Origin of the sequence: Sphingobacterium chungjuense (assembly GCF_011316935.1) — a bacterium.
GTDB lineage: Bacteria > Bacteroidota > Bacteroidia > Sphingobacteriales > Sphingobacteriaceae > Sphingobacterium > Sphingobacterium chungjuense.
On sequence record NZ_WLYS01000005.1, the window covers coordinates 18,430 to 41,462 of the forward strand.

Genomic DNA, 23,033 nt, shown 5'->3' on the forward strand with positions numbered 1-23,033 from the left:
TTATTTTTGATTTGGGTTGTAGTAAGCTCGCATCAGGCTAGAAATGTGTGATCATCAGTACGATAACCATTTCAGGTTTCGTATTGGTTTTCCATCAAAAAATCTGTAATTTTATTTTACTGTATTTGGGACGTGCAAGCGCGATTTAGTGTAATGCACACATCTATATATTTCATCTAATTCTATGGATATAGAAAAATCACTGTTTGATAACTTGCAAGAATTTTTTGGGTTTGATACGTTCAAAGGTGATCAAGAAGCGATTATTACGAATGTTTTAAACAAGAAAGACACCTTTGTCATCATGCCAACGGGTGGTGGCAAATCTATTTGTTATCAACTACCTGCCTTGATGAGCCAAGGAACTGCTATTGTCATTTCTCCATTAATCGCGCTGATGAAAAATCAAGTCGATCAGTTGCGTGCATTTGGTGGGAGTGATAGCATCGCACATTTCTTAAATTCGTCGTTGACCAAAAGTGATATAGCACGTGTAAAAGATGATGTGGTTTCGGGTAAAACCAAATTGCTCTACGTAGCTCCAGAATCTTTAGGCAAAGAAGATAATATTCAGTTTTTGCGCAATATTACCGTCTCCTTTGTCGCGGTAGATGAGGCACATTGTATTTCGGAGTGGGGGCATGATTTTCGTCCGGAATACCGAAAAATTAGACAAGTAATCAATGGGATTGGACAAGGAATTCCCATTATAGCATTGACAGCTACCGCTACACCAAAGGTACAATCGGATATCCGTAAGAATTTGCAGATGAACGACGCGGCGCTGTTCAAGTCGTCGTTCAACCGTACCAATCTCTATTATGAAGTACGTCCAAAACGCGACGTCGTGAAAGAGATTGTGCGTTTCATTCGCAACAATGCTGGTAAAACAGGCATTGTGTATTGTTTGAGCCGCAAAAAGGTTGAAGAAATTGCAGAAGTGCTTAATATTAATGGTATCAAAGCTTTGCCTTATCATGCAGGATTGGATGCCAAAGTACGTGCGGAAACGCAGGATAAGTTTTTGATGGAAGATGTGGAAGTCATTGTGGCAACGATCGCTTTCGGAATGGGAATCGACAAACCGGATGTGCGTTTCGTCATTCATCATGATATTCCAAAATCCATGGAAGGCTATTATCAGGAAACTGGTCGCGCTGGGCGAGATGGTGGTGAAGGAGTTTGTGTTGCTTTTTACTCTGAAAAAGATATCGAGAAGCTGACCAAATTCATGAAAGATAAACCTGTAGCCGAACGGGAAATTGGTACTCAGATTCTCAAAGAAGTTATTGATTATTCGGAATCTGCCGTTTGCCGCAGGAAGCAGATTTTGCATTACTTTGGTGAATCTTTTGACGAAACCGGCTGTAATAATATGTGCGACAATTGTCGCTCTTCGCGCACTTATCTGGATGCAGAAGCACCCATATTGCAAGTATTAGGATTTATCAAAGAGCAAGGTGATAAGTTTGATGATCATCATGTTATCAACGTGTTGATGGGGCAAAATAACCAACCCGTATCTTCTTACAAGCATGATACGCATCCACTTTTTGGCACGGGCAAGGAGCAAGGGGTGATTTATTGGAAATCTGTCATTCGGCAGGCCGAATTAGCAGATTTCATCAAGAAAGATATCGATCACTACGGGTTGTTGATGTTGACAGAGTCGGGAAGCAAGTATTTGTTAAATCCGTACCCGATGAAATTCGTTTTAAACAAACCTTTTGAAGCTGCCGAATCATCTGGTACTACTATGGGTTTGGTAAATCCTAATGATAGTGCCTTAGATACGGCGCTGCTACAATTATTGAAGGATTTGCGTAAGAAGATTGCCAAACAAAAATCTTTGCCGCCATTTGTGATCTTTCAAGATCCTTCTTTGGACGAAATGTGTACGCATTATCCGATCACAATCGATGAATTGAAACAAATTCATGGGGTAGGTAGCGGAAAGGCCATAAAGTTTGGCGCGCCTTTCGCAGAGCTGATCCGAAAATACGTAGACGATAATGGTATAGATCGGCCACAAGATTTAGTCATCAAAAGTACCGCCAACAGATCGGCCTTAAAGGTGTCGATCATTCAAAATATAGATCGAAAGATTGGGTTAGACGATATTGCTTCATCAAAAGGCATTAGCTACGAAGATATGTTGCGCGAGGTGGAATCGATTGTGAACTCGGGTACGAAGTTAAATATCTCGTATTTCGTGGATGAAATGATTGATCAAGATCGCCAAGATGAAGTGTACGAATATTTCTTATCGGCAGATATTGATACGGTAAAAAGTGCTCTTGATGAACTAGGAGAGGCTGATTATACGTACGAAGAGATTCAATTGATGCGCATCAAATTTATGTCGGAATTAGGCAACTAATCTGATGCGCAAAGACTTTTGGTTTAGCGCACGCGCCAAGCCAAAAGTCTTGATATTTTCTGCCCTTGCTGCATCGGGATAATCTCGACCTGCGGAACTTTATGATATTCTAACACCGAAACCAACGGTTTTAAATGATCTTTGTCGGCCACCAAAGCGGTACACCATTTCAATTGCTCTTTGTATTCCAAGCTATCGTAAATCAATTGAGTGACAAAAGCCTTTTCACCGCCTTCTCGCCACAATTCGTTCGCCAAGCCACCGAAATTCTGAACAGGTAAGCTTTTTCCTTTATGCAACTTCTCATTTTTATGGATCACTTTGTTCCAATGCTGCTCGCGTGAACTATAAAAAGGTGGGTTGCAGATGATGGCGTCAAATTGATCATTCGGACGAATGATTCCTTTTAGAATCTGTGCCGAATCTGGCTGATGACGCAATAGAATTCTTTTTTTCAATTCGGGATTGGCTTCTAGAATTTCATACGCATTATCAAGCGATGGCGCGTGTGTATCTGTTGCTACAAAGCTCCATGGGAATAACGAAGCCCCCAACAAAGGATATATCAAACTCGACCCCGTGCCGATGTCCAAGACACGCATGGGCTGATCATCTGGAATAAGATCGGCTAAATAATGCAAATAATCAGCACGTCCCGGAATCGGTGGACACAAACTATTGGCCAACAGTTTCCAGCCTTTTACCTGGTAATAAGCTGCTAATAGCGCTTTGTTCAGTATAAAAACAGATTCCGGATTTTTAAAATCAATGGATTGAGTGCCACGCGGAGTAGTTACTACGTGTTCAATTAATGCAGGCTCTGCTTTGAATAATTTTTTGAAATCGTATCCGTCAAGATGTCGGCTATTGTAATGGAAGGTCTGTGCTGTATTTGCCATAAGAATATTTTACGGGACAAAGATACCAATTCTGTTGCGTGTTTACCGATGTGTATCATATTCCATAGAAAAAGGCGGAGAAATTGAATTTATCCGCCTTAGATGTTTTCTAAAATATTTTTTACTCTCTTCTGCCGCCTGGGGTTTTATTAGTAATTGGCCCATTGTGCTCTCTTGAATTTTGTGCAGATGGGACTTCTGGGGTCGGTGGTACATAACCATCACCTTTTTCAGATTCGTGCTGTGCTTTTTTAGGGTCTTTATCTTCTGCCAATTTCGGGTCTTTGTTTGCATGATCTTGTGTGCTCATAATAATCTCCTTTTTTTGTTGTTCATTAGAAGAACAGGTAGAAGCACTAAATTGTTTTTTCTGTATGTTTACGTTTATGATCAGATGGTTTCTACTTATGCTCCTGTTGTCGGTGCAGTATATTGGTCAAGCGCAACAGGAGGAGTCCATTCAAAAGCTTTTTCAGGAATCTGCTGTTCTACGGCAGCACTTACATGGTTTCTCCCTCTACGATATAGAGGAACAGCGGTACGTTCATAGTGTAAATCAGAATGTACATTTTACACCAGCATCCAATACCAAAGTATTTACCCTTTTGCAAAGCTTGCAGCATGTCGGAGATTCCATTCCGGGCTTGGCTTATGTGGTACGAGGTGATTCCTTGATATTCTGGGGGACGGGAGATCCAACTTTTTTGCACCGTAAACTAGATACCCGAAAAGTCTATCACTTTCTACAAAAAACACCTTATAAATTATTTTATGCACCTGCGCAAGTACTGGAATCAGCGTATAGAGATGGTTGGGCAGCAGAAGATTATCAAAATGATTTTCAACCTGATATTAGTAGCTTTCCCATTTACGGCAATACCGTGCAATTTAAAAATGTACGAGGACAGTTGCGTGCAACTCCGCGTTATTTCGAAGCCAATATCAGTGTAAAGCCCGGTATTGGAGGTTTTGATATCATTCGGCATCCGCATGAAAACTATTTTGATGCCACGAGTTATCGCGTGCGTTCGGGCTTTGTATTTCATAAACCATTTATCTACAGTTCGGATATGTTTGTAACCTTGTTACAAGATACCTTGCATCGCCCAATCACGGTGCTTGCTGGCTATAGCATGCCGTCTGATGTGCAATATGTGTATTCTATGTCTACACGGAAATTGCTTCGCGAAATGATGTTGTACAGTGACAATTTTTTAGCAGAACAATTGTGCTATACGGCGTCCTTTCTGATGTTTACCCAATTTAATGCGGAGCGGATGCGCGAATACATGGCTACTACGTATTATTCGCTATTCACCGACAAGATTGCTCTTTATGATGGCAGTGGTTTATCTTTTTACAACAAGGTCACGCCAAGAAGCATGGTGGAGCTATTATTGATGATTCAGAAAAATGCTGGTTCCGACGAAGACTTACTTTGGTTGTTTCCAGCGGGAAGATCCAGCGGCACCTTACGTAATTTGTACTCACTGGTCAACGGCAAACCATTTGTTTGGGCAAAAACAGGTACCATTAATAGCGTATATGCACAGAGTGGATTTTTGCTAGGAGCGAGTGGCAAGCGCTATGCGTTTTCCTTTATGAATAACAATTATTTCGACAACTTAAAAGAAGTAAAACAGGAAATGGTACGCATTATGACCTACATCCACCAAAATTATTGATCGGGTCCCTTGCTCAAATTGTGGTATATTCGCTTTCAACTCTATGGATATTCAAACTTTACAAAAGGACAACCCCAAAACGATCCGTTCTTGGGCCATGTTTGACTGGGCAAATTCTGCCTATAATTTAGTCATCACCTCAACGATTTTCCCAGCCTACTACACGGCGATTACCTATACTGAGATGCACGGTGATGTGGTGTACTTCTTTGGTTATCCGATTGTTAACACCGCTTTGTCTAATTTTGCATTATCCATTGCCTATTTGATTATGGCTTTTGCGCTGCCTTTTGTTTCCGCGTATGCGGATGTACGCGGACGCAAGAAGTACTTTATGAAGTTCTTTACCTATTTAGGTGCTTTGGCGTGTATGGGGCTATTCTTTTTTCGGTTAGAGACCCTTGAACTTAGTATCTTTTTATACGCTTTTGCGGCAGCAGGATATATTGGCGGTCTGGCATTTAATAATTCTTATTTGCCATTGATTGCCAGCGTTGAGCAGCAAGATCGTGTTAGTGCGCAAGGTTTTGCCTACGGATATGTGGGCTGTGTGACACTGCAAATCATTTGTTTTGTGTTCGTACTAAAACCAGAATGGTTTGGCATTACCGACGCCTCTTTGCCAGCAAGACTTTCGTTCTTTTTGGTCGGATTGTGGTGGTTAGGTTTCTCTCAGATCCCTTTTCGTCGTTTGCCAGAAAGCCGACCTTCGGCGATGCCATCCGGTTGGACAATTGGCCAGAAAGTGCGTCAAGAATTTGGTAGCGTATGGCAGCGTATTCAAGAGATTCCAGCGATTAAACGCTTTCTCTTTCCATATTTCTTCTACTCTATGGGCGTACAAACGGTGATGATCGTTGCGACAGCTTTCGGCATGAAAGAGATTGGTCTAGAAATGTCGGAACTAATTGCAGCAATATTACTAATACAACTTATCGCAATAGGAGGCGCTTACCTCATGTCAAAATTGGCGAAACCATTAGGCAATACGACGGTGTTGATTGGTGTGGTTTGCGTGTGGATTTTTATTTGTGTGGCCGCATTTTTCATACAAACAAAAACAGAGTTTTACATTCTCGCGATGCTGGTGGGTGCGATGATGGGCGGTATACAATCCTTATCGCGATCCACCTATTCTAAGCTGCTACCTAGCAATATAGAAGATACGACCTCATTCTTTAGTTTCTATGATGTAACCGAGAAAGTTGCCATCGTGCTAGGCTTGTTTAGCTTCGCGATCATTGAGCAGGTAAGCCACAATATTCGGTATTCGGCACTGTTTATGTCGGTGTTTTTCATTGTAGGACTCATCCTCTTGATCAGTCTATATAGATTCGAACGTAAAGTCACAAAAAATACACATGCATAAAGTAGAATTATCTATTCCTGGAGTTATTGATCAATTTTATCCGCAAACCGCTTTCAACACGCTTCGTTTGCTAGAGCGTGCAGGATGTGAGGTTTCTTATAACCCACAGCAAACTACCTGTGGCATAGATCTGTATGAGGCAGGATATTGGGAAGAGGCGAAGGAGGTTGGGTCCAAGTATCTGCATGACTTTGAAGGTATCGATTATATTGTGTCACCTTCGCTGACCGAAGTGGGGATGGTACGCGATGGATTCAACGATTTGTTTACCAATTCTACCGATCACAACAAATGTCGGCAGATGCAACGTAATATCTTTGAAATCACTGATTTCTTAGTGAATGTCGTTCGAAAAGAGTATTTTGGAGCAGAGTTCGTGTCGTCGGCCGTGTTTCATTCCGCCTGCGCGCGTTGGAATGGCTATCAATTGCAAGACGAAGCGCTGCGCTTATTGAATCAAGTAGGGGGATTGGATTTGATCGTATCTGACTCAGACCATACTTGCAAAATAGGGAAAGCCACAAAAGCAGAGTATGTACCGCTGTCGGTATCTTGGGGAAGTGCCGTCGTACAGCACGCTTTGGACAAGAAAGCCGATTATATTATTTGTCAAGATCACACCTGCTTAATGCACCTGCAGGCAATTATTGAAAAACAAGGACTACCGATTCAGGCAATTCACTTGGTGGATGTGCTCACGGCCGGATGGCCTAATATATAGCGAGAATATCCATGTAAACCCTAAATAATATGAGTATGCAATCAAGAAAAACATTTTTACAAAACATGGGTCTGTTGGGAGCAGGCCTAGCATTGGCACCCATCAATAATCTATTTGGTCATTCCGTCAACAAACCTTGGTTCAGTATTTCGCTAGCACAATGGTCGCTGCACCGTACGCTGTTCAAAGGTGATTTAAAGAACATTGACTTTCCGGCATTCGCTGCCAAAGAATTTGATATTCACGCCGTAGAGTATGTGAGCCGCTTCTTTAAAGATGAGGTGCGAAATGCAACGTATTTAAAAGATCTAAATGCTAGAGCAGCGGATCACGATGTGAAAAATGTGTTGATTATGGTCGATGGAGAAGGCGAATTGGGCAATGCAGATGTATCCAAAAGAAAAACAGCCGTTGAAAATCATTATCAATGGATAGATGCTGCACAACAGTTGGGCTGCCACGCTATTCGTGTCAATGCGGCGGGCAAGGGTACACCAGAGGAAGTGGCCAAGCGCGTCGTAGAAAGTCTGAGAACTTTGGCTGTTTATGGTAAAGATGCGGGCATCAGTGTGGTCGTCGAGAATCATGGTGGTATTTCATCAGACGGTGCATGGTTGTCGAATGTGCTTAAGAATGTGGGTCACAAATATTGCGGTTCGCTGCCTGATTTTGGAAATTTCTATGAATATGATCGCTATCAGGGTGTGACAGATCTCATGCCATTCGCCAAAGGCGTAAGTGCCAAATCAAATGTTTTCGATGCGCAAGGCAATGAGGCCAATATCGATTACGCACGCATGATGAAGATTGTGCGCGATGCCGGTTATACGGGTTATGTAGGTATCGAGTACGAGGGAGATAAGCATAGTGAAATGGAAGGCATCAAACTGACCAAAAAATTACTACAGCGATTTCAAATGGCCTAATAGGTAAAAGATCTATGACATTGCAGCAGATGTGGCGTTATTTTTCTTTTCTTTGTAGACCTCACACCGCCTACCAATGTGCTCCGAAAGTCGTAGCATAGCGATGTGAGGCTAACAACTAATTAGAGATTGTTTTAAAACTTATATGAACCAACACAACGATGAAGGCCTAGTTCAACACTTGGCTAAGAAGGGTATTGACGACAAGATGGTCTTTGGGCATCCAGCAGGTTTGCTGGTGCTGTTTTTTACGGAAATGTGGGAGCGTTTCAGTTATTACGGAATGCGAGCCTTATTGACCGTGTTTTTAGTGTCAGAAATCGCCAAGGGCGGATGGGGCTGGAACAATGAAGAAGCGCTTTCTTTGTACAAATGGTACACCACTTTGGTGTACTTTACACCGCTCATCGGTGGTATTTTAGCCGACAAATTAACCGGTTATAAAAAGGCGATCTTAATCGGTGCCTTTGTGATGACCTTGGGTCATGCTTCCATGGCGTTAGAAGGCATTTCTGAGAATTTCTTTTACCTAGGTTTAGCCTTTATGGTATTAGGTAACGGTATGTTCAAACCCAATATTTCGTCCATGGTTGGTCAATTATATCCAGATTCAAGTGCTAAAAAAGATGCTGGTTACACGATTTTCTATATGGGGATCAATGCAGGTGCTTTTCTAGGATCGTTACTTTGCGGATATATCGGAGAGAAAGTAGGTTGGCATTATGGATTTGGATTAGCCGGTGTATTTATGTTTTTTGGCATGCTGCAATTCTATTTTGGACAGCGCATCTTTGGTGTAGTAGGAGATAAACCAGGACATCAGATTCCGTTGGAGACAGAAGTGTCGGAAATAATTGAAGAGGAAGTAACACCCAATCACGTGGTACGCGATCGCTTAATTGTGGCTGGCGTATTAATGGTTGCGAGTATTTTATTCTTTTTCGCGTTCGAGCAGGCTGGTGGGTCTATGACCATCTTTGCCAAAGATTATACACAACGCATACTTTCTGGTTCAGCAGCTACGAGCTTTAAATGGATCGATGCCTTGTTGACTCTAATGCCGATCGTGATTGTGACTTATGTACTCATCAGTTTGGCACGTAAAATAGTTCGGAAGTATCCTCTAACCATTTTCTTTACCATGTTATCTTTTGCTTCGATAGCGGTGCTAGGTTTTTGGAAGATCAATAATGAATTTAATTCGGAGGCGACTGAAGTAACGGTTTCTTGGTTTCAGATCTTAAATGCGTTCTTTATCGTGACCTGCGCTTCCATGTTCAGCAAGCTATGGGAAAAAGTATGGAATCCATCTGGTCCAATCAAGTTCGCGCTCGGTTTAGTATTAGTAGCGCTTGGTTTCGTTGCGATGGCTTATGGTAGCCGCGATATCCCGCAAGGAGCGTTAACAGCATCTGTAAGTATGTTGTGGCTGGTATTAGCCTATTTCTTCCACACGATGGGTGAGCTATGTATTTCTCCGGTTGGATTATCGTATATCAGTAAATTATCTCCAAAAAACTTGGTCGGATTGATTTTTGGATTCTGGTTTATGGCAACAGCGATTGCTAGTTATTTGGCTGGATGGTTAGGTGGCTATATCGATCAAATTGCCAATGCATATTCTATTTCGATTTTCTTTCTTATCATCGCCAGTTTACCGATTATCGTAGCCATCTTGTTAGTAATGTTTAACCCGATGCTAAAACGGATGATGCATGGAATTAAATAAGTGATCAAAATCAACATATACAGAAGCGCCTTCCAAAGGCGCTTTTTTTGTTTTTTAGAAGTAGATAAGTGTCTTCACTTATTTTTTTAACTTTGGGACTTGAAAATACATCCTTTTTATATCTTATGATTCCATCTTCACCTATAAATCCAATAGGCGCTACCGATAGCGAGCCGGAGAAGTTGCTATTGGGGCACTTTCCAGGATTATTTGTGTTGTTTTTCACAGAAATGTGGGAGCGATTCTCTTTTTATGGTATGCGCGTCTTGCTGATACAATTCCTCACCGCTTCCGTATTAACGACCAATCCAGGTTGGGGCTGGTCTGCTGAGCAAGCTGGTGCGTTATACGGTACGTATGCCATGTTATTGTACATCACCCCGATCTTTGGTGGTGTGATTGCTGATAAGTACATTGGATCGCGTGCTGCCGTCATTATTGGTGCGATTATTATGACTTTGGGACACGCATCCATGGCATTCAATTCGCCGATCATGTTTTTTATTGGATTGGCTGGTTTGGTGATTGGTACAGGCTTTTTCAAACCGAATATGCCCGCTATTCTGGGCGAAATGTATCGTTATCGACCGGAGAAGAAAGATGGTGCTTATACGATCTTCTACATGGGAGTGAATGCGGGAGCATTTTTTGGAATGATGCTTTGCGGTTATCTGGGCGAAACGGTGGGTTGGCATTGGGGATTTGGTCTTGCTGGTGTATTTATGCTTTTAGGTACGATTCAATTTTGGTTAGCAAAACCGATTACGGGCGATTTGGGTGTGCTGAAGAAGTCGACTACTTCCGAACAAAAAGAAGTGACGAATCTAGAAGAGGGCGAAACGAGTTACAATCGTTTTACCAAATTGGATTTCTTCCTAATCGTGTTGGTTTCTATCGTCGGCTTGACGTATGCGTTCAATGATCCTTTGTCTAAAAACAACGTGCTAGACATGTTTGCTTTCTTGGATACGGATAGCCTGCGCGGCCAGACTATTGTGGTCTTAGTAGCACTTGTTATCTTTTTAGGCTTAGTAGTTTCTCGTATTGTCCGGTATGCAAAGGTGGTAAGAGATCGCATGTTTGGTGTTATTCTATTGGCGGTATTCCTGATCTTTTTCTTCATGAGCTTTGAGCAAGGTGCTACATCGCTCGTACTGGTTGCACGGGATTACGTGGATCGGGAGTTGACAGGAAATAGCTTGTATGTATTTAATACCATTAATACCTTATTGACCATTGTGCCACTCATCATTATTTCTTGGGTGTTGGTTCGTTTGTCGATCATTACTTGGTCGAAGACGGCTGCTTCTAATATCATTCTCTTTATTTGTTTTATACTGATTTGGGGATCAGGGATCTGGATGTTGTACCGTGAATTCACAGCAGAAGTTTCTGCCATTAAAGTATCTTGGTTTTCTATTCTTAACTCCTTCTTTATTATATCATTAGCATCGACTATCTCCAGAATTTGGGATTCTAAATACAATCCGTCGGCAGCGGTGAAATACGGCTTGGGTTTGTTCTTTGTAGCGATCGGATTCTTAATTTTAGGTATGGGTTCACTGCAAGTCGGTTCTGGTGTGAAGATGTCGATGATATTCTTGGTATTGACCTATTTATTTCACACCATCGGAGAGCTCTTTATATCTCCAGTAGGCTTGTCTTACGTTTCCAAATTGGTGCCTGCGCGAATGTTGGCCTTCATGTTTGGGATGTGGTATTTGGCGATTGCTATTGCGCAAAAGCTAGCCGCTATTCTAGGTGGACAAGTAGAGGTTATTCAGCAGAATTATTCATTGAGTCATTTCTTTTTTCTCTTTACCATTATTCCGGCAGCAGGCGGTTTATTGGTGATCTTATTGAATCCATTGATCAAAAAACTGATGCACGGCGTCAAATAGCCTCATCTTAAAAATTACGTATGTCTAAAGAATTGACGTTAGAAGATATTCAGAATTTTGACGGGAAATACCCGAAACAACTGTGGTATCTCTTTTTAGTAGAAATGTGGGAACGCTTCTGTTTTTACGGAATGCGTGGGGTATTGGCCATCTTTATGGTCGACCAATTATTGTTGTCTGATCGCGATGCTAACCTAAAATATGGGGCGATTCAGGCCTTTGTATATGCCTTTACCTTTGTAGGAGGTATCTTTGCAGATAAGTTTTTAGGATTCAAACGCTCGTTGATCTTTGGTGCTTCGATGATGTTGCTGGGCAACGGATTAATTGCTTTATCACCACACGATTATTTCTACTTTGGAATAGCGCTAACCATTATCGGTACAGGTTTCTTTAAGCCCAATATCTCTTCGATGGTGGGCGACCTCTATAAAGAAGATGATCCGCGAAGAGATGCTGGTTTTGGGATGTTCTATTCTGGGATTAATGTCGGTGCATTATTAGGTGGTATTCTATGTGTTTATTTAGGGAAAAACTATTCATGGAATTATGCCTTTGGTGCTGCAGCTCTGGTGATGTTGATTGGATTAATCATCTTTTTGGCGACTAAAAGACATATCAAACCGATTGGAAATAGTCCGCTACTACACATGCCGAATTCAACGCGTATACGGACCGAGCTATTTGTGTATTTGGCGGCGCTGGCTAGTATTCCACTCATCTTTACGATGATTAACAATACGCGGTACACCGATTACTTTATGTACATCATCGGTCCGATTGCACTAGGCTACTTCTTCTTGCAGATGAAGAGAGAAAACGACTCGAAAGCGCGTCAGCAATTGATGGCTGCCCTGATTCTGATTCTATTTTCCATCTTGTTTTTTGCGATCTTCGAACAGGCAGGCGGTTCTTTAGCGCTCTTTGCGAATAACAACCTGCATGATAACCTATTCTTCTTCAATATAGATCCCAACGTGGTCAATAATGGAGCAAATTCCCTGTTTGTAATCGTTTTCAGTCCATTGTTAGGTTTGCTTTGGTTGGCCATGGCGCGGAAGAAAGCGGAGCCCAATACGGTGATCAAATTTGCTTTAGGTTTCGTGTTTTTAGGATTGGCCTACTATCTGTTTTTCGGAACACGCTTTTTTGCGGATGCTGAAGGCAAAACCTCTTTGGGCGTGTTTACCTTAGCGTATCTGGCGGTTACCATCGGAGAATTATGTCTGTCGCCGATCGGTCTATCCATGATTACGAAGCTCTCGCCAAAGCGTTTAGGAGGTATGATGATGGGTTTGTGGTTTTTGGCTAGTGCTTACGGACAATATGTAGCCGGATTGTTAGGTGCAGGGATGTCTTCTCCAGATGACAATGCTACTGCGTTAGACAAATTGATGGCGTACACAGATGGTTACCAGCAGTTGGCGATCTATTCTATCGTGGCGGCGATTATCTTATTTGCCCTTTCTCCATTCATCAAACGATTGATGCACGGCGTTAGATAGCAGATTTTATTTAGTACTTTTATCTTTTAGATCAATAATATACCGTGGCAGACAGTCTGATAATCATTCCTACATACAATGAAAAGGAAAACATAGAACGCATCATTCGTAAAGTGTTTTCGTTGGAAGGTGACTTTCATATTTTAATTGTAGATGATGGTTCACCAGACGGCACCGGGGTGATTGTGAAGGAATTGTGCGAATCTTTTCCGGATCGACTGTTTATAGAAGAACGTCGCGGAAAACTGGGCTTAGGTACGGCCTATATCCATGGTTTTCGTTGGGCACTAGCACGATCTTATGCGTATATTTTTGAGATGGATGCCGATTTCAGTCATAACCCAGACGATCTATTGCGCTTAAAAGAAGCCTGCATCACGGGAGCTGATATGGCGGTGGGATCGCGTTATATTCAAGGCGTAAATGTCGTGAATTGGCCGATGAAGCGGGTGCTGTTATCTTATTTCGCTTCCATGTATGTGCGCGCGATTATGCGTATTGATATTCAAGATGCGACGGCCGGTTTTGTCTGTTTCCGACGCGAAGTGTTGGAAACAATTCCGTTGGATAAAATTCGTTTTGTGGGTTATGCGTTTCAGATCGAAATGAAGTTCAAAGCCATCCAAGATGGATTCCGAGTGGTAGAAGTGCCAATTATCTTTACCGATCGTACGCACGGTACCTCGAAGATGAGTACCAAGATTTTTAGGGAAGCATTTTGGGGCGTTATAAGCTTGAAATGGGCGAGTTTGTTTAAGAAATCGAATAAAAGGGGGAGTAACTGATGAACGAAAATCTAGATCCAAATGCGGAAAGGCTAAGCCACACCGACAAAGACCTGGAACGTGTATTGCGTCCACAAACCTTTGAAGATTTCACGGGTCAAGCCAAGATCTTGGAAAACCTATCTATCTTCGTAAGAGCGGCAAAATTACGTAGCGAAGCTTTAGATCACGTCTTGTTGCATGGCCCTCCGGGCCTTGGAAAGACGACGCTTTCCCATATCATTGCTAACGAAATGGGAGTCGGCATCAAAATTACTTCTGGTCCGGTATTGGACAAGCCGGGCGATCTGGCTGGATTACTCACTGGCTTAGACGAAGGTGATATTCTATTTATCGATGAGATACATCGTTTAAGTCCTTTGGTCGAAGAATATTTGTATTCGGCCATGGAGGATTTCAAGATCGATATCATGCTCGAAACTGGCCCCAATGCACGTTCTGTGCAAATTAGTCTAAATCCCTTCACTTTAGTAGGAGCAACGACCCGCTCGGGTTTATTGACGGCTCCATTACGCGCTCGTTTTGGTATCAATTCTCGCTTGCAATATTACGATGTGAAGTTGCTGACGACGATTGTCGAGCGTTCTGCGCATATTATCCGCGTGCCGATTACCGAAGAAGGCGCTTATGAAATTGCTCGACGCAGTCGCGGTACGCCGCGTATTGCCAATGCCTTGTTGCGCCGTACGCGAGATTTTGCGCAAATCAAAGGGACAGGTAATATCGATAAAGCCATTGCACAGTTTGCTTTGAACGCGCTGAATGTCGATGAACATGGTTTGGATGAGATGGACAACCGCATATTATCTACTATTATCGACAAATTTAAAGGTGGTCCTGTCGGTCTTAAAACCATCGCGACAGCAGTAGGCGAGGATGAAGGAACTATTGAAGATGTATACGAGCCTTATTTGATTCAGGAAGGTTATTTGATGCGTACTTCTCGCGGTCGTGAATGCACGGAGTTAGCCTTTAAACATTTGGGGAAGCTTTATCCTCGGGGTAATACCCTCTTTTAGACGTATCACTGTTTTGTGAAGTGACTGCACTTCGCACCTAAGCACAAGATCTCTCCTAAAACAGCGCATCAGGCTGTTTTTGAAAAAAAATCCTTACAACTGGCTTTATTTAAGTGAATATTTATTAATTTTCACTTAATATTTCTATGCGCTATAGCGATATTGAATCGGTTATAAACCCAATTGTACACTAAAATCTCTAAAAATGGAATTTCTAGACGGCATGAATGCCCTAACGTTGGTCTTTGTCGCATTGCTCGTGTTGGCTATTGGCTACCGGTTTTATGGACTTTTCTTGGCTAGCAAAGTACTTCGATTAAACGCAGAAGTCGTTACTCCAGCCGTTGAATTTGCAGATGGTCGTGATTATGTAAAAACTGATAAGAACGTCTTGTTTGGTCATCATTTTGCGGCGATTGCTGCTGCTGGTCCATTAGTGGGTCCTGTTTTGGCGGCACAATTTGGGTATTTGCCCGGTACATTGTGGATTTTGATTGGCTGTGTGCTGGCTGGTGGCGTGCACGATATGGTGGTGCTATTTGCCTCTATGCGACACAAAGGGCAAAGTTTGGCTTCGATCGCTTCGAAAGAAATTGGTCCAGTGACGGGCACAATTGCTGGCGTTGCCGTGCTATTTATCCTTATTCTGACTTTAGCTGGCTTGTCGCTGGCTTGTATCAGCGCGATGCATGAAGCGTCTTGGTCACTCTTCACCGTAATCATTACTATGCCGATTGCGATTATTATGGGATTGATAATGCGTTATCGGAAAGACAGCGTTACATTTGCCAGTATCTTGGGCGGTATACTGCTGATTGCTGGTATCGTTGGTGGACATAATTTAATGCAAAATCCGTTTCTCAATGATCTATTTCACTGGGATGTATCCACCATATCCATCGCGATTGCCATCTATGGTTTTCTAGCGTCTGTATTACCTATTTGGTTTTTGCTCGTTCCACGTGATTATTTGTCCACCTATTTGAAAATTGGTACAATACTGATGTTGGCTGTCGGAATCATATTTGTGCATCCGACCTTAGAGATGCCGGCTTTGACCGAATTTATTCATGGTGGAGGCCCAGTAATTGGAGGTCCAGTATTGCCATTTATCTTTATTGTGATCGCTTGTGGTGCTATTTCTGGTTTTCACGCCGTTATCGCGACAGGTACGACGCCAAAAATGATTGGTAACGAAAAAGAAATACTTTTTGTCGGCTATGGTGCCATGTTAGTAGAAGGTTTTGTAGCCTTGATGGCGCTTATAGCTGCGTGTACGCTGATGCCTGGTGATTATTTTGCGATCAATACGCCTACGGCCGGTTATGCGCAATTTCTGATTGACAATCCACATCTTCATACCGTAGATCTTCCGCATTTTATGGAGAAAATCGGTGTTGATTTGCAAGGTCGTACAGGTGGCGCAGTTTCCTTAGCCGTAGGTATGGCGCATATTTTTAATAGTATTCCGTACATGGACGAAGTGATGGCGTACTGGTACAATTTCGCCATTATGTTTGAGGCGGTATTTATCCTGACAGCGATTGATGCCGGCACGCGTGTTGGTCGGTTTTTCTTACAAGAAATGCTGGGAAGCGTAATTCCCAAGTTCCGCGACAAAGACTGGATGCCAGGCGTTATCGTTGCCAGCTTTTTATTCACTTTTGCGTGGGGCTATCTTGTCTATACGGGAAATGTAAGCAGCATTTGGCCTTTATTTGGTATTAGTAATCAATTATTGGCGGCTTGTGGCTTGATTGTCTGTACGACCATGCTTTTGCGGATGGATCGAGGAAAATATGCTTTGTGTGCCGCTGTACCTGGCGTGATGATGGCACTGATCACTTTTTGGGCAGGTTATCTGCAAGTTGCGAATATTTATATTCCGGCAGGCGACTACCTATTGGCTAGTTTGGCCATTATTGCGATGGCATTGATGCTGATTGTATTTATATCCGCTTTCAGAAAGTGGTACGAGCTTTCGAAGAAAGTGCCGACCGAAGTAGATTTCTACGGCGAAAAGGTAAAAGAGCTGGTAGAACGATAGTCTATTAGGATCAGGATTTTGGGTTGCGATGTAATTGTTTCAATACTTTCTGTCCTCTGGATCGGATAGCGGGTGTGGTGCCACGCTCAAGCAATAAACTGATCTCTGATTCGAGCGCTTTTTTAATCCAATCGCTGCGAAGCGATAAAAAGTATAGCAATTCGATGGAATTGGCGACGACAGCGATGGATTTATCTGGTGTAGTTAACCAGTCGAATCCACAATTAATGAGTTCTTCTTCTTGATCTTCGGTGGTTGTATAGGAAGAACTATTGAGCGCCTGTAGATAGATATTACCTAGAATACGCTGCGCACCTTCTATGGTAATTCGTAAGCGATTATCTAGCAGAAAGTGGAAGATGGTAGGAAGATCTTCCGTATGTGCCAGTGCATATTTTTCCAAAAACCAGATGGCATGCAGTGCCAAATTACTTTTTGTCTGCTCGACTACGCAAAGCGATAACAATTTTTCCAGGTCGACATCCTTTTCGCGCAATGGGCTGATATCCGCGAGTTCATATTTTTGCAACCACAACATAAATCGCGTTTTCTGAATCTGATAGGCTTCGGATGCATTCATTAGCTAGGAGGTTGGAAAAAATTCGGGTGGAAGTTAACGAGGTACAACTCTTGGGTAGCACGCGTCAAAGCTGTGTAAAGCCAGCGCAGAAACTCCGTGGTGAGCATTTCATCATTCAAATAACCCTGATCGATAAATACCGCTGGCCACTGTCCACCTTGCGCTTTGTGGCAAGTGATGGCATAAGCAAATTTAATTTGCAAGGCGTTAAAATAGGGGTCTTTCTTGATAGCTTCTGCTCTTTTATTGCGATCTAGAATATCCGCATAATCTGCTGAAATCGATTCGTACAACTTTTGTAGCTGTTCTTGCGGCAGGTTAGGACTATCCACATATAGACTATCCAATAGAATCCGACATTGTATCGTGTCATGCTCATTGCCGTCCAGAAAATCAATCATCACATCGGCAAATCGGAAATCGTGCATCTCGTGTACATTAGATACTTTTCGGATTTGTGCCATATCGCCATTGGCAATAAAACCCGTATGCGATTCGTCGTGCTGCTGTAGCCAATAATAATTGTTTTTGACCACCATGATCAGATCGCCGCCCGTAATTTCTTCGTCCCGAAATAGGATCTGGTTACGAATATGCTGGTTGTACAAATTTGCTGCTTTGTTAGAGCGACAAATGACCATAGTATTCTCCAATCCAAATTTATCATAGCTGTAATGCAAGCCATCGATCAGGCGTTCGCCTGTCATTTGAAAGACGTCTCTATATGGACGGGTGATGAATTGTGGAAATGGGTATTCTGCTGTTTCATCTTCCAGTTTTATTTCCTGTCGGATTTTGGTAGCGTTGAATAAAATGCCGGAATTCTTGTTTTGCCGCACCACGTCTGTCAGCTCAAAATGAGACACATAAAGGTCGTAGCGGCTGGCCATATAATCCGGCCGCAAGGCCGGACTTTGCAGCATACCAACTGGCGGTAATTGCGCGGTATCTCCCACAAAAAGTAGCACGCAGCGCTCACCGCTTTGAACATACGTTATCAGATCTTTCAATAAACTACTTTGAAATACAGTAGCCGGATCATCCGATAGCATAGATGCTTCATCCACAATAAATAAGGTATCTTCATGTGGATTATCTGCTAAGGTGAAATCCATGGCAACAGAGGCGGCTGATTTCTTACGATAAATCTTTTTGTGAATAGTCAGTGCTGTACGTCCTGAGTAGCGACTAATGACTTTAGCAGCTCGACCAGTAGGAGCAAGTAGAACCGTCTTTTTTTGTAGTCTTGGTAGTACTTTTACCAATGCGCTGATGATGGTGGTTTTTCCTGTACCGGCATATCCTTTTAAAATAAATAGACTACGAGGATCAAAACGCGCTAGAAATTCTTCTAGCAGTCCAAACACCGCGCGCTGCTGTTCGGTTGGATTTTGTTGAAAGTATTGCTCTAAATAATCCCGTATTTGCACGTTCAAAGTTATTTAAAAGGTTGATCAATCCAATTTTAAAAGCTATTTTTGTTTATACTGTTGTTGTGTTATGCTACAAGACATGAACTATATTTCCGAAGATTTTCGTATTCAGCATTTGTCTTATTACAAATTGGTTATCCAAGCCGGTCATCAGGAGGATGTTTTGATGATTCTGGATGAAAATAATGCGGTGCAAGCTTATATCCGGTATGCGTCGGCAAGTCCCACTATGGATGCGACGCGCTTATTGGCTTTGCCTTTTCGGCATGTCTCTATCATGATTCCACAACATAGCTTCACTTTTGTGCCAGCGGAAGCGTACCAAGAAGAAGATGAAGATATTTATGGCGAATACCTCGTCAACAAAAACGATCAGGATATCTATACGCTAGATATGCTACGATTTGGTTCGCACGCGATCTATCAATTGGATTCTTTGTTGTATCAACGCTGGTTTGCCTTGTTCCCAGATGCTACTTACCTACCTGTCTTTCAAGTTTTATTTGACTTGATCCCAGAGCAGCTACCTACAAAAGGTGCGCAGTTGTTCATATACGAGCAAGCAAACTATATGCATGTGATTTTGCTGAAAGACGGTCAATTTTTGTTCTATAACAATTTTTACGTCACGAATGCGGAGGATTTAGGCTACTATGTACGTCGTATTATGAGTGATTTTTCTATCGATTCGTTGGAAAATATCAAGTTGGCTAATCTTGATAAAGATCATCCACTTTTGGCATTTGTACAAGAGTTTTCCAAACGGCTGGATAAAAATGATTTGACAATGGGTGAAAATGACAGTTCCAAAGTACATCCAAGTTCCCCCTTATTTGGTTTCTTATTTCAGCGTGAAGTATGCGCATAATTGGTGGTCGTATTGGCGGAATACGGATAAATCCGCCAGCTAATCTTCCTGTCCGTCCGACGACGGATATTGCCAAAGAAGCGCTATTTAATATTCTACAACATCGCCTCGATTGGGATGGTGCTATATGTCTGGATTTGTTTGCAGGTACGGGTAACATTTCTTTTGAATTGGCTTCGCGCGGAGCGAAATCTGTACTATCGGTCGACGCACATTTCAAATGCTTGAAATACATCGCCGAAATGGCGAAAGAACATCAGCTCGATGGCATTAGTACGCGCAAGGCAGATGTGTTCAAATTTGTGCAGCAGGAGCAAGGAGTGTATGATTTTATATTTGCCGATCCGCCTTACGATATCGATCGTTTGCCGCAACTAGCGCATATGATTTTGGATAATAATTTGTTGAAGCCCGAAGGAATTTTGGTCATCGAACATCCTTCTACACGGCAGATGCTGAGCCATCCTTTATTGCGCGAGGTGCGCAAATACGGATACTCTTCTTTTAGTTTCTACAGTCAGGACGACCTTTAATCTACGATGATGAAAAAGATAGCTGTATTTCCCGGTTCTTTCGACCCATTCACCCGTGCACATCAGGATTTGGTATTAAGGGCTTTGCCGTTGTTTGATGAAATCGTTATTGCCATTGGTGTGAATAATTCCAAGCAAGGCTTACTTCCTTTTGAAGTACGCGAAGAGGCAATTAAAGCTGTTTTTAAAGATGAATCGAAAGTACAGGTACAACGTATTCAAGGGTTGACGGTCAACTTTTGTCGCGAAGTGGGTGCACAATTTATGTTGAGAGGTTTGCGAAATGGGATAGACCTCGAATTCGAGAATGCCATTGCCCAGAACAATCTAATCTTAGCGCCAGAAGTCGAATCGCTCTTTTTACTTGCTCGAAGTGGGCTCGGCCATATCTCTTCCACGATTGTACGTGATATTTTGAAAAATGGCGGTGATGTATCTGCCTTGGTACCAGACGCGATTTTACCATTTCTTAAAACACCTGAATAAGGATAAGCTGCTTAACTGCGTAGTATCCGCACTTTCGTTCCTTTGATCTTCCCGTTATTTCCTTTTTGCAAAATAGTCGTGACGCTACTGCGCGTCACCGCTACAAAGGCATTTTTCTCTTTGACTTCGATCATGCCCACTTCATCTTTAGCGATGCCTGCTATTTTAAGTAAATAACCTACAATATCACCTTTACTCACTTTATCTCGCTTGCCAGCCGTGATCATTAAAGTAGTCATTTTGCTATTAGCAGGTAGTGGATATTCTTCTTCCAAAATCTCCTCTTGCATCGCATCCGTTAGGTATGGGAAGTCATCCTCCGGTTTGAGCATCAAATACACAGTACCTTTGGCCTGCATACGCGCGGTACGTCCGTTGCGATGTACAAAAGCATCTTGCTTGTAAGGAAGTTGATAGTGAATAATGGCGTCCACTTCAGGAATATCCAATCCACGCGCGGCCAAATCAGTGGTGAGTAAAATATGCGTACTGCCATTCCGAAATTTAAGCAGCGCCAGCTCGCGATCCGCTTGTTCCAGTCCGCCATGAAAAACATCATGAATAATATCGCGATCGGCCAATAGTTCACTAATGTGATCTACCGCTTCGCGATGATTGCAGAATATCAAGGTTTTCTGCTCGCTACCCAACTTGCAGATTAGTTTTAATAATGCTTTGAGCTTGTTCTGGGGACTAGCGGTCACCGTGCGGAAAGTTAAGTCGGGCGCATAGCCTTTTTCGTGCAGGTAATTGATCGTCTCTACGTTCTTTAGCGTAAGAAATGGAGGGATTTCTTCCAGTTCTGTAGCCGAAGTAAGCATCTGAAATGGAGTTCCCGTTTCTGCAACGATTTGTTCCATTTGCTCATGGAAACCCAATTCCAAGGACTTGTCAAACTCGTCCAATACCAATGTATCCAATTCCGAAAGATCAATATTATGACGCTCCAAGTGGTAAATGATTCGACCTGGCGTTCCTACCAATATTTGTGGTGCTTCTTTGAGTTTGTTTTTCTCAGTGCGGAGGTCGTTACCACCATACAGACAAGTTACTTTCGGATGGTTAGGCATTTTTCTAAGTACCTGCTCAATTTGCAAAGCCAACTCGCGCGTGGGGGCGATGATCAATGCTTGAATTTTTCCAGTAGCTTCATCACTTAACCTTTTTTGAATAATCAGGGAGAAGGCTAGCGTTTTTCCACTTCCAGTTGGAGACAACAGAAGCAAATCATTAGCGGCGTTGTACGTGCTCGATACTTGTTGCTGCATCTCGTTTAATGCCGTGATGCCCAAATTGGCTAAATATTGTTGTTCTCCCATAGCGGCAAAGGTAGCACAAATTAATGTAATGACATGCTAGGTGGTCTATAGCTTTATCAACGGTCGTTTTACATAATAATTAGCATCAACGAAGAGAAGATCACCAAACTCATAATGACCCAGCGGAAATGTTGTTCTTTGAGTACTTTTACGAGTTTAATGCCGATCAAACCACCCAGAAGAATAAAAGGTATGGAAGTGATATTTAGCAACAGGCCAGAAATCGTAAGATTCTGCCAGACAAAGGCCTGCAATGGAATCTTAATATAATTGAGAATCATAATAAACCAAGCACCTGTTGCTACGAAAGTTAATTTAGACATGCGTTTGGTCAATAAATAAACGGATAGTGCAGGGCCTGCCGCATTGCCAATCATCGTCGTAAAACCAACAATAAAGCCAAACAAGGGCGAATACCATTTTTTAGCGACAAGCTCTTCTGTACTTTCCTCCGTTTGTCGGGAAGACCACAGCATGATGCCAACACCAACTAGTATGCAGATTCCCATGGCTAATTTAAATATGCGGTCATCTATGCTATTTCCAAGCGCCAAACCAACCAACAAGCCAACTAATGCAGATGGCAATAATTTTGTGACTTCGGACCAAATTAGTGATTTACGGTAGTAAATCACTGCGATAAGATCTGCCATACACAGCATAATGAGCACGATACCCGTGGAATATTTAGCGCCGAATAATAACGCAAAAAATGGCACAGATACGGTGCCAATATTTTGTATGCCGGTCTTCGACATCCCGATCAGCACGGCACAAATGAGGTATAGAGACCAAGCTTGAGGCGAAGGAAGTAATTGTAATGCATCCTCCCAGGCAGTTTCTAGCAT

The 23,033-nt window shown here is 42.4% G+C and carries 20 protein-coding genes; 14 read left to right on the forward strand and 6 right to left on the reverse strand.

Annotation, left to right across the window (positions count from 1 at the left end):
• Positions 1–184 precede the first annotated feature (184 nt).
• Positions 185–2,380, forward strand: coding sequence for a DNA helicase RecQ (recQ, locus tag GKO22_RS12845; RefSeq protein ID WP_166335659.1), 2,196 nt, complete (start codon positions 185–187; stop codon positions 2,378–2,380).
• A gap of 23 nt (positions 2,381–2,403) precedes the next feature.
• Here the strand turns inward: recQ and rlmF are convergent, their stop codons facing one another.
• Both rlmF and GKO22_RS12855 read right to left on the reverse strand, forming a co-directional pair.
• Complete coding sequence (rlmF, locus tag GKO22_RS12850) at positions 2,404–3,279, reverse strand: 23S rRNA (adenine(1618)-N(6))-methyltransferase RlmF (protein WP_166335661.1); 876 nt, start codon at positions 3,277–3,279, stop codon at positions 2,404–2,406.
• Positions 3,280–3,400: 121 nt separating this feature from the next.
• Positions 3,401–3,589 (reverse strand): hypothetical protein, encoded by a 189-nt coding sequence (locus GKO22_RS12855; protein ID WP_166335663.1) that lies wholly within the window; start codon positions 3,587–3,589, stop codon positions 3,401–3,403.
• Between the two features lie 76 nt (positions 3,590–3,665).
• Here GKO22_RS12855 and GKO22_RS12860 point away from each other — a divergent pair, with 76 nt between their 5' ends.
• The 10 genes from GKO22_RS12860 (at position 3,666) to GKO22_RS12905 (ending at position 16,966) form a co-directional block, all read left to right on the forward strand.
• Positions 3,666–4,964: a D-alanyl-D-alanine carboxypeptidase gene (locus GKO22_RS12860; protein WP_206367898.1), complete on the forward strand. Its 1,299-nt coding sequence runs from the start codon at positions 3,666–3,668 to the stop codon at positions 4,962–4,964.
• A gap of 43 nt (positions 4,965–5,007) precedes the next feature.
• Entirely contained in the window at positions 5,008–6,333 is a 1,326-nt protein-coding gene (locus GKO22_RS12865) for an MFS transporter (protein WP_206367899.1), read from the forward strand.
• Positions 6,326–7,054 carry a (Fe-S)-binding protein gene (locus GKO22_RS12870; protein ID WP_166335667.1) on the forward strand — a complete coding sequence of 243 codons (729 nt, stop codon included), beginning with the start codon at positions 6,326–6,328 and terminating at the stop codon, positions 7,052–7,054. The genes GKO22_RS12865 and GKO22_RS12870 overlap by 8 nt, the downstream gene beginning before the upstream one ends.
• 35 nt (positions 7,055–7,089) lie before the next feature.
• Complete coding sequence (locus tag GKO22_RS12875) at positions 7,090–7,980, forward strand: sugar phosphate isomerase/epimerase family protein (protein WP_166335669.1); 891 nt, start codon at positions 7,090–7,092, stop codon at positions 7,978–7,980.
• A 145-nt stretch (positions 7,981–8,125) separates the two neighbouring features.
• Positions 8,126–9,709 carry a peptide MFS transporter gene (locus GKO22_RS12880; RefSeq protein ID WP_166335671.1) on the forward strand — a complete coding sequence of 528 codons (1,584 nt, stop codon included), beginning with the start codon at positions 8,126–8,128 and terminating at the stop codon, positions 9,707–9,709.
• Positions 9,710–9,834: 125 nt separating this feature from the next.
• Positions 9,835–11,610 (forward strand): peptide MFS transporter, encoded by a 1,776-nt coding sequence (locus tag GKO22_RS12885; protein ID WP_166335673.1) that lies wholly within the window; start codon positions 9,835–9,837, stop codon positions 11,608–11,610.
• A 20-nt stretch (positions 11,611–11,630) separates the two neighbouring features.
• Positions 11,631–13,115, forward strand: coding sequence for a peptide MFS transporter (locus tag GKO22_RS12890; protein WP_166335675.1), 1,485 nt, complete (start codon positions 11,631–11,633; stop codon positions 13,113–13,115).
• 44 nt (positions 13,116–13,159) lie between these two features.
• Entirely contained in the window at positions 13,160–13,900 is a 741-nt protein-coding gene (locus tag GKO22_RS12895) for a polyprenol monophosphomannose synthase (RefSeq protein WP_166335677.1), read from the forward strand.
• Positions 13,900–14,919, forward strand: coding sequence for a Holliday junction branch migration DNA helicase RuvB (gene ruvB, locus GKO22_RS12900; RefSeq protein ID WP_166335679.1), 1,020 nt, complete (start codon positions 13,900–13,902; stop codon positions 14,917–14,919). The genes GKO22_RS12895 and ruvB overlap by 1 nt, the downstream gene beginning before the upstream one ends.
• A gap of 205 nt (positions 14,920–15,124) precedes the next feature.
• Positions 15,125–16,966 (forward strand): carbon starvation CstA family protein, encoded by a 1,842-nt coding sequence (locus GKO22_RS12905; protein ID WP_206367900.1) that lies wholly within the window; start codon positions 15,125–15,127, stop codon positions 16,964–16,966.
• Between the two features lie 10 nt (positions 16,967–16,976).
• Here the strand turns inward: GKO22_RS12905 and GKO22_RS12910 are convergent, their stop codons facing one another.
• Both GKO22_RS12910 and GKO22_RS12915 read right to left on the reverse strand, forming a co-directional pair.
• The gene (locus GKO22_RS12910) at positions 16,977–17,546 is read right to left on the reverse strand and encodes a hypothetical protein (RefSeq protein WP_166335681.1); all 570 of its coding nucleotides are present in this window, start codon (positions 17,544–17,546) and stop codon (positions 16,977–16,979) included.
• Positions 17,546–18,976, reverse strand: coding sequence for an ATP-dependent DNA helicase (locus GKO22_RS12915; RefSeq protein WP_166335954.1), 1,431 nt, complete (start codon positions 18,974–18,976; stop codon positions 17,546–17,548). The genes GKO22_RS12910 and GKO22_RS12915 overlap by 1 nt, the downstream gene beginning before the upstream one ends.
• A gap of 82 nt (positions 18,977–19,058) precedes the next feature.
• On the opposite strand from GKO22_RS12915, the gene GKO22_RS12920 reads away from it, so the two are divergent.
• Genes GKO22_RS12920 through coaD form a run of 3 tightly spaced genes read left to right on the forward strand, consistent with a single transcriptional unit; the run spans position 19,059 to position 20,866 of the window.
• The gene (locus tag GKO22_RS12920; protein ID WP_166335683.1) at positions 19,059–19,847 is read left to right on the forward strand and encodes a DUF3822 family protein; all 789 of its coding nucleotides are present in this window, start codon (positions 19,059–19,061) and stop codon (positions 19,845–19,847) included.
• Positions 19,838–20,380 carry a 16S rRNA (guanine(966)-N(2))-methyltransferase RsmD gene (rsmD, locus tag GKO22_RS12925; RefSeq protein ID WP_166335684.1) on the forward strand — a complete coding sequence of 181 codons (543 nt, stop codon included), beginning with the start codon at positions 19,838–19,840 and terminating at the stop codon, positions 20,378–20,380. Before GKO22_RS12920 ends, rsmD begins: the two co-directional genes overlap by 10 nt.
• A gap of 6 nt (positions 20,381–20,386) precedes the next feature.
• The gene (gene coaD, locus GKO22_RS12930; protein WP_166335686.1) at positions 20,387–20,866 is read left to right on the forward strand and encodes a pantetheine-phosphate adenylyltransferase; all 480 of its coding nucleotides are present in this window, start codon (positions 20,387–20,389) and stop codon (positions 20,864–20,866) included.
• Between the two features lie 11 nt (positions 20,867–20,877).
• Here coaD and GKO22_RS12935 read toward each other — a convergent pair whose 3' ends face one another.
• Together GKO22_RS12935 and GKO22_RS12940 are read right to left on the reverse strand one after the other, a co-directional pair.
• Positions 20,878–22,185 (reverse strand): DEAD/DEAH box helicase, encoded by a 1,308-nt coding sequence (locus GKO22_RS12935; RefSeq protein ID WP_166335688.1) that lies wholly within the window; start codon positions 22,183–22,185, stop codon positions 20,878–20,880.
• Positions 22,186–22,253: 68 nt separating this feature from the next.
• A complete protein-coding gene (locus tag GKO22_RS12940; RefSeq protein WP_166335690.1) occupies positions 22,254–23,033 on the reverse strand; it encodes a sulfite exporter TauE/SafE family protein in 780 nt (259 codons plus the stop codon).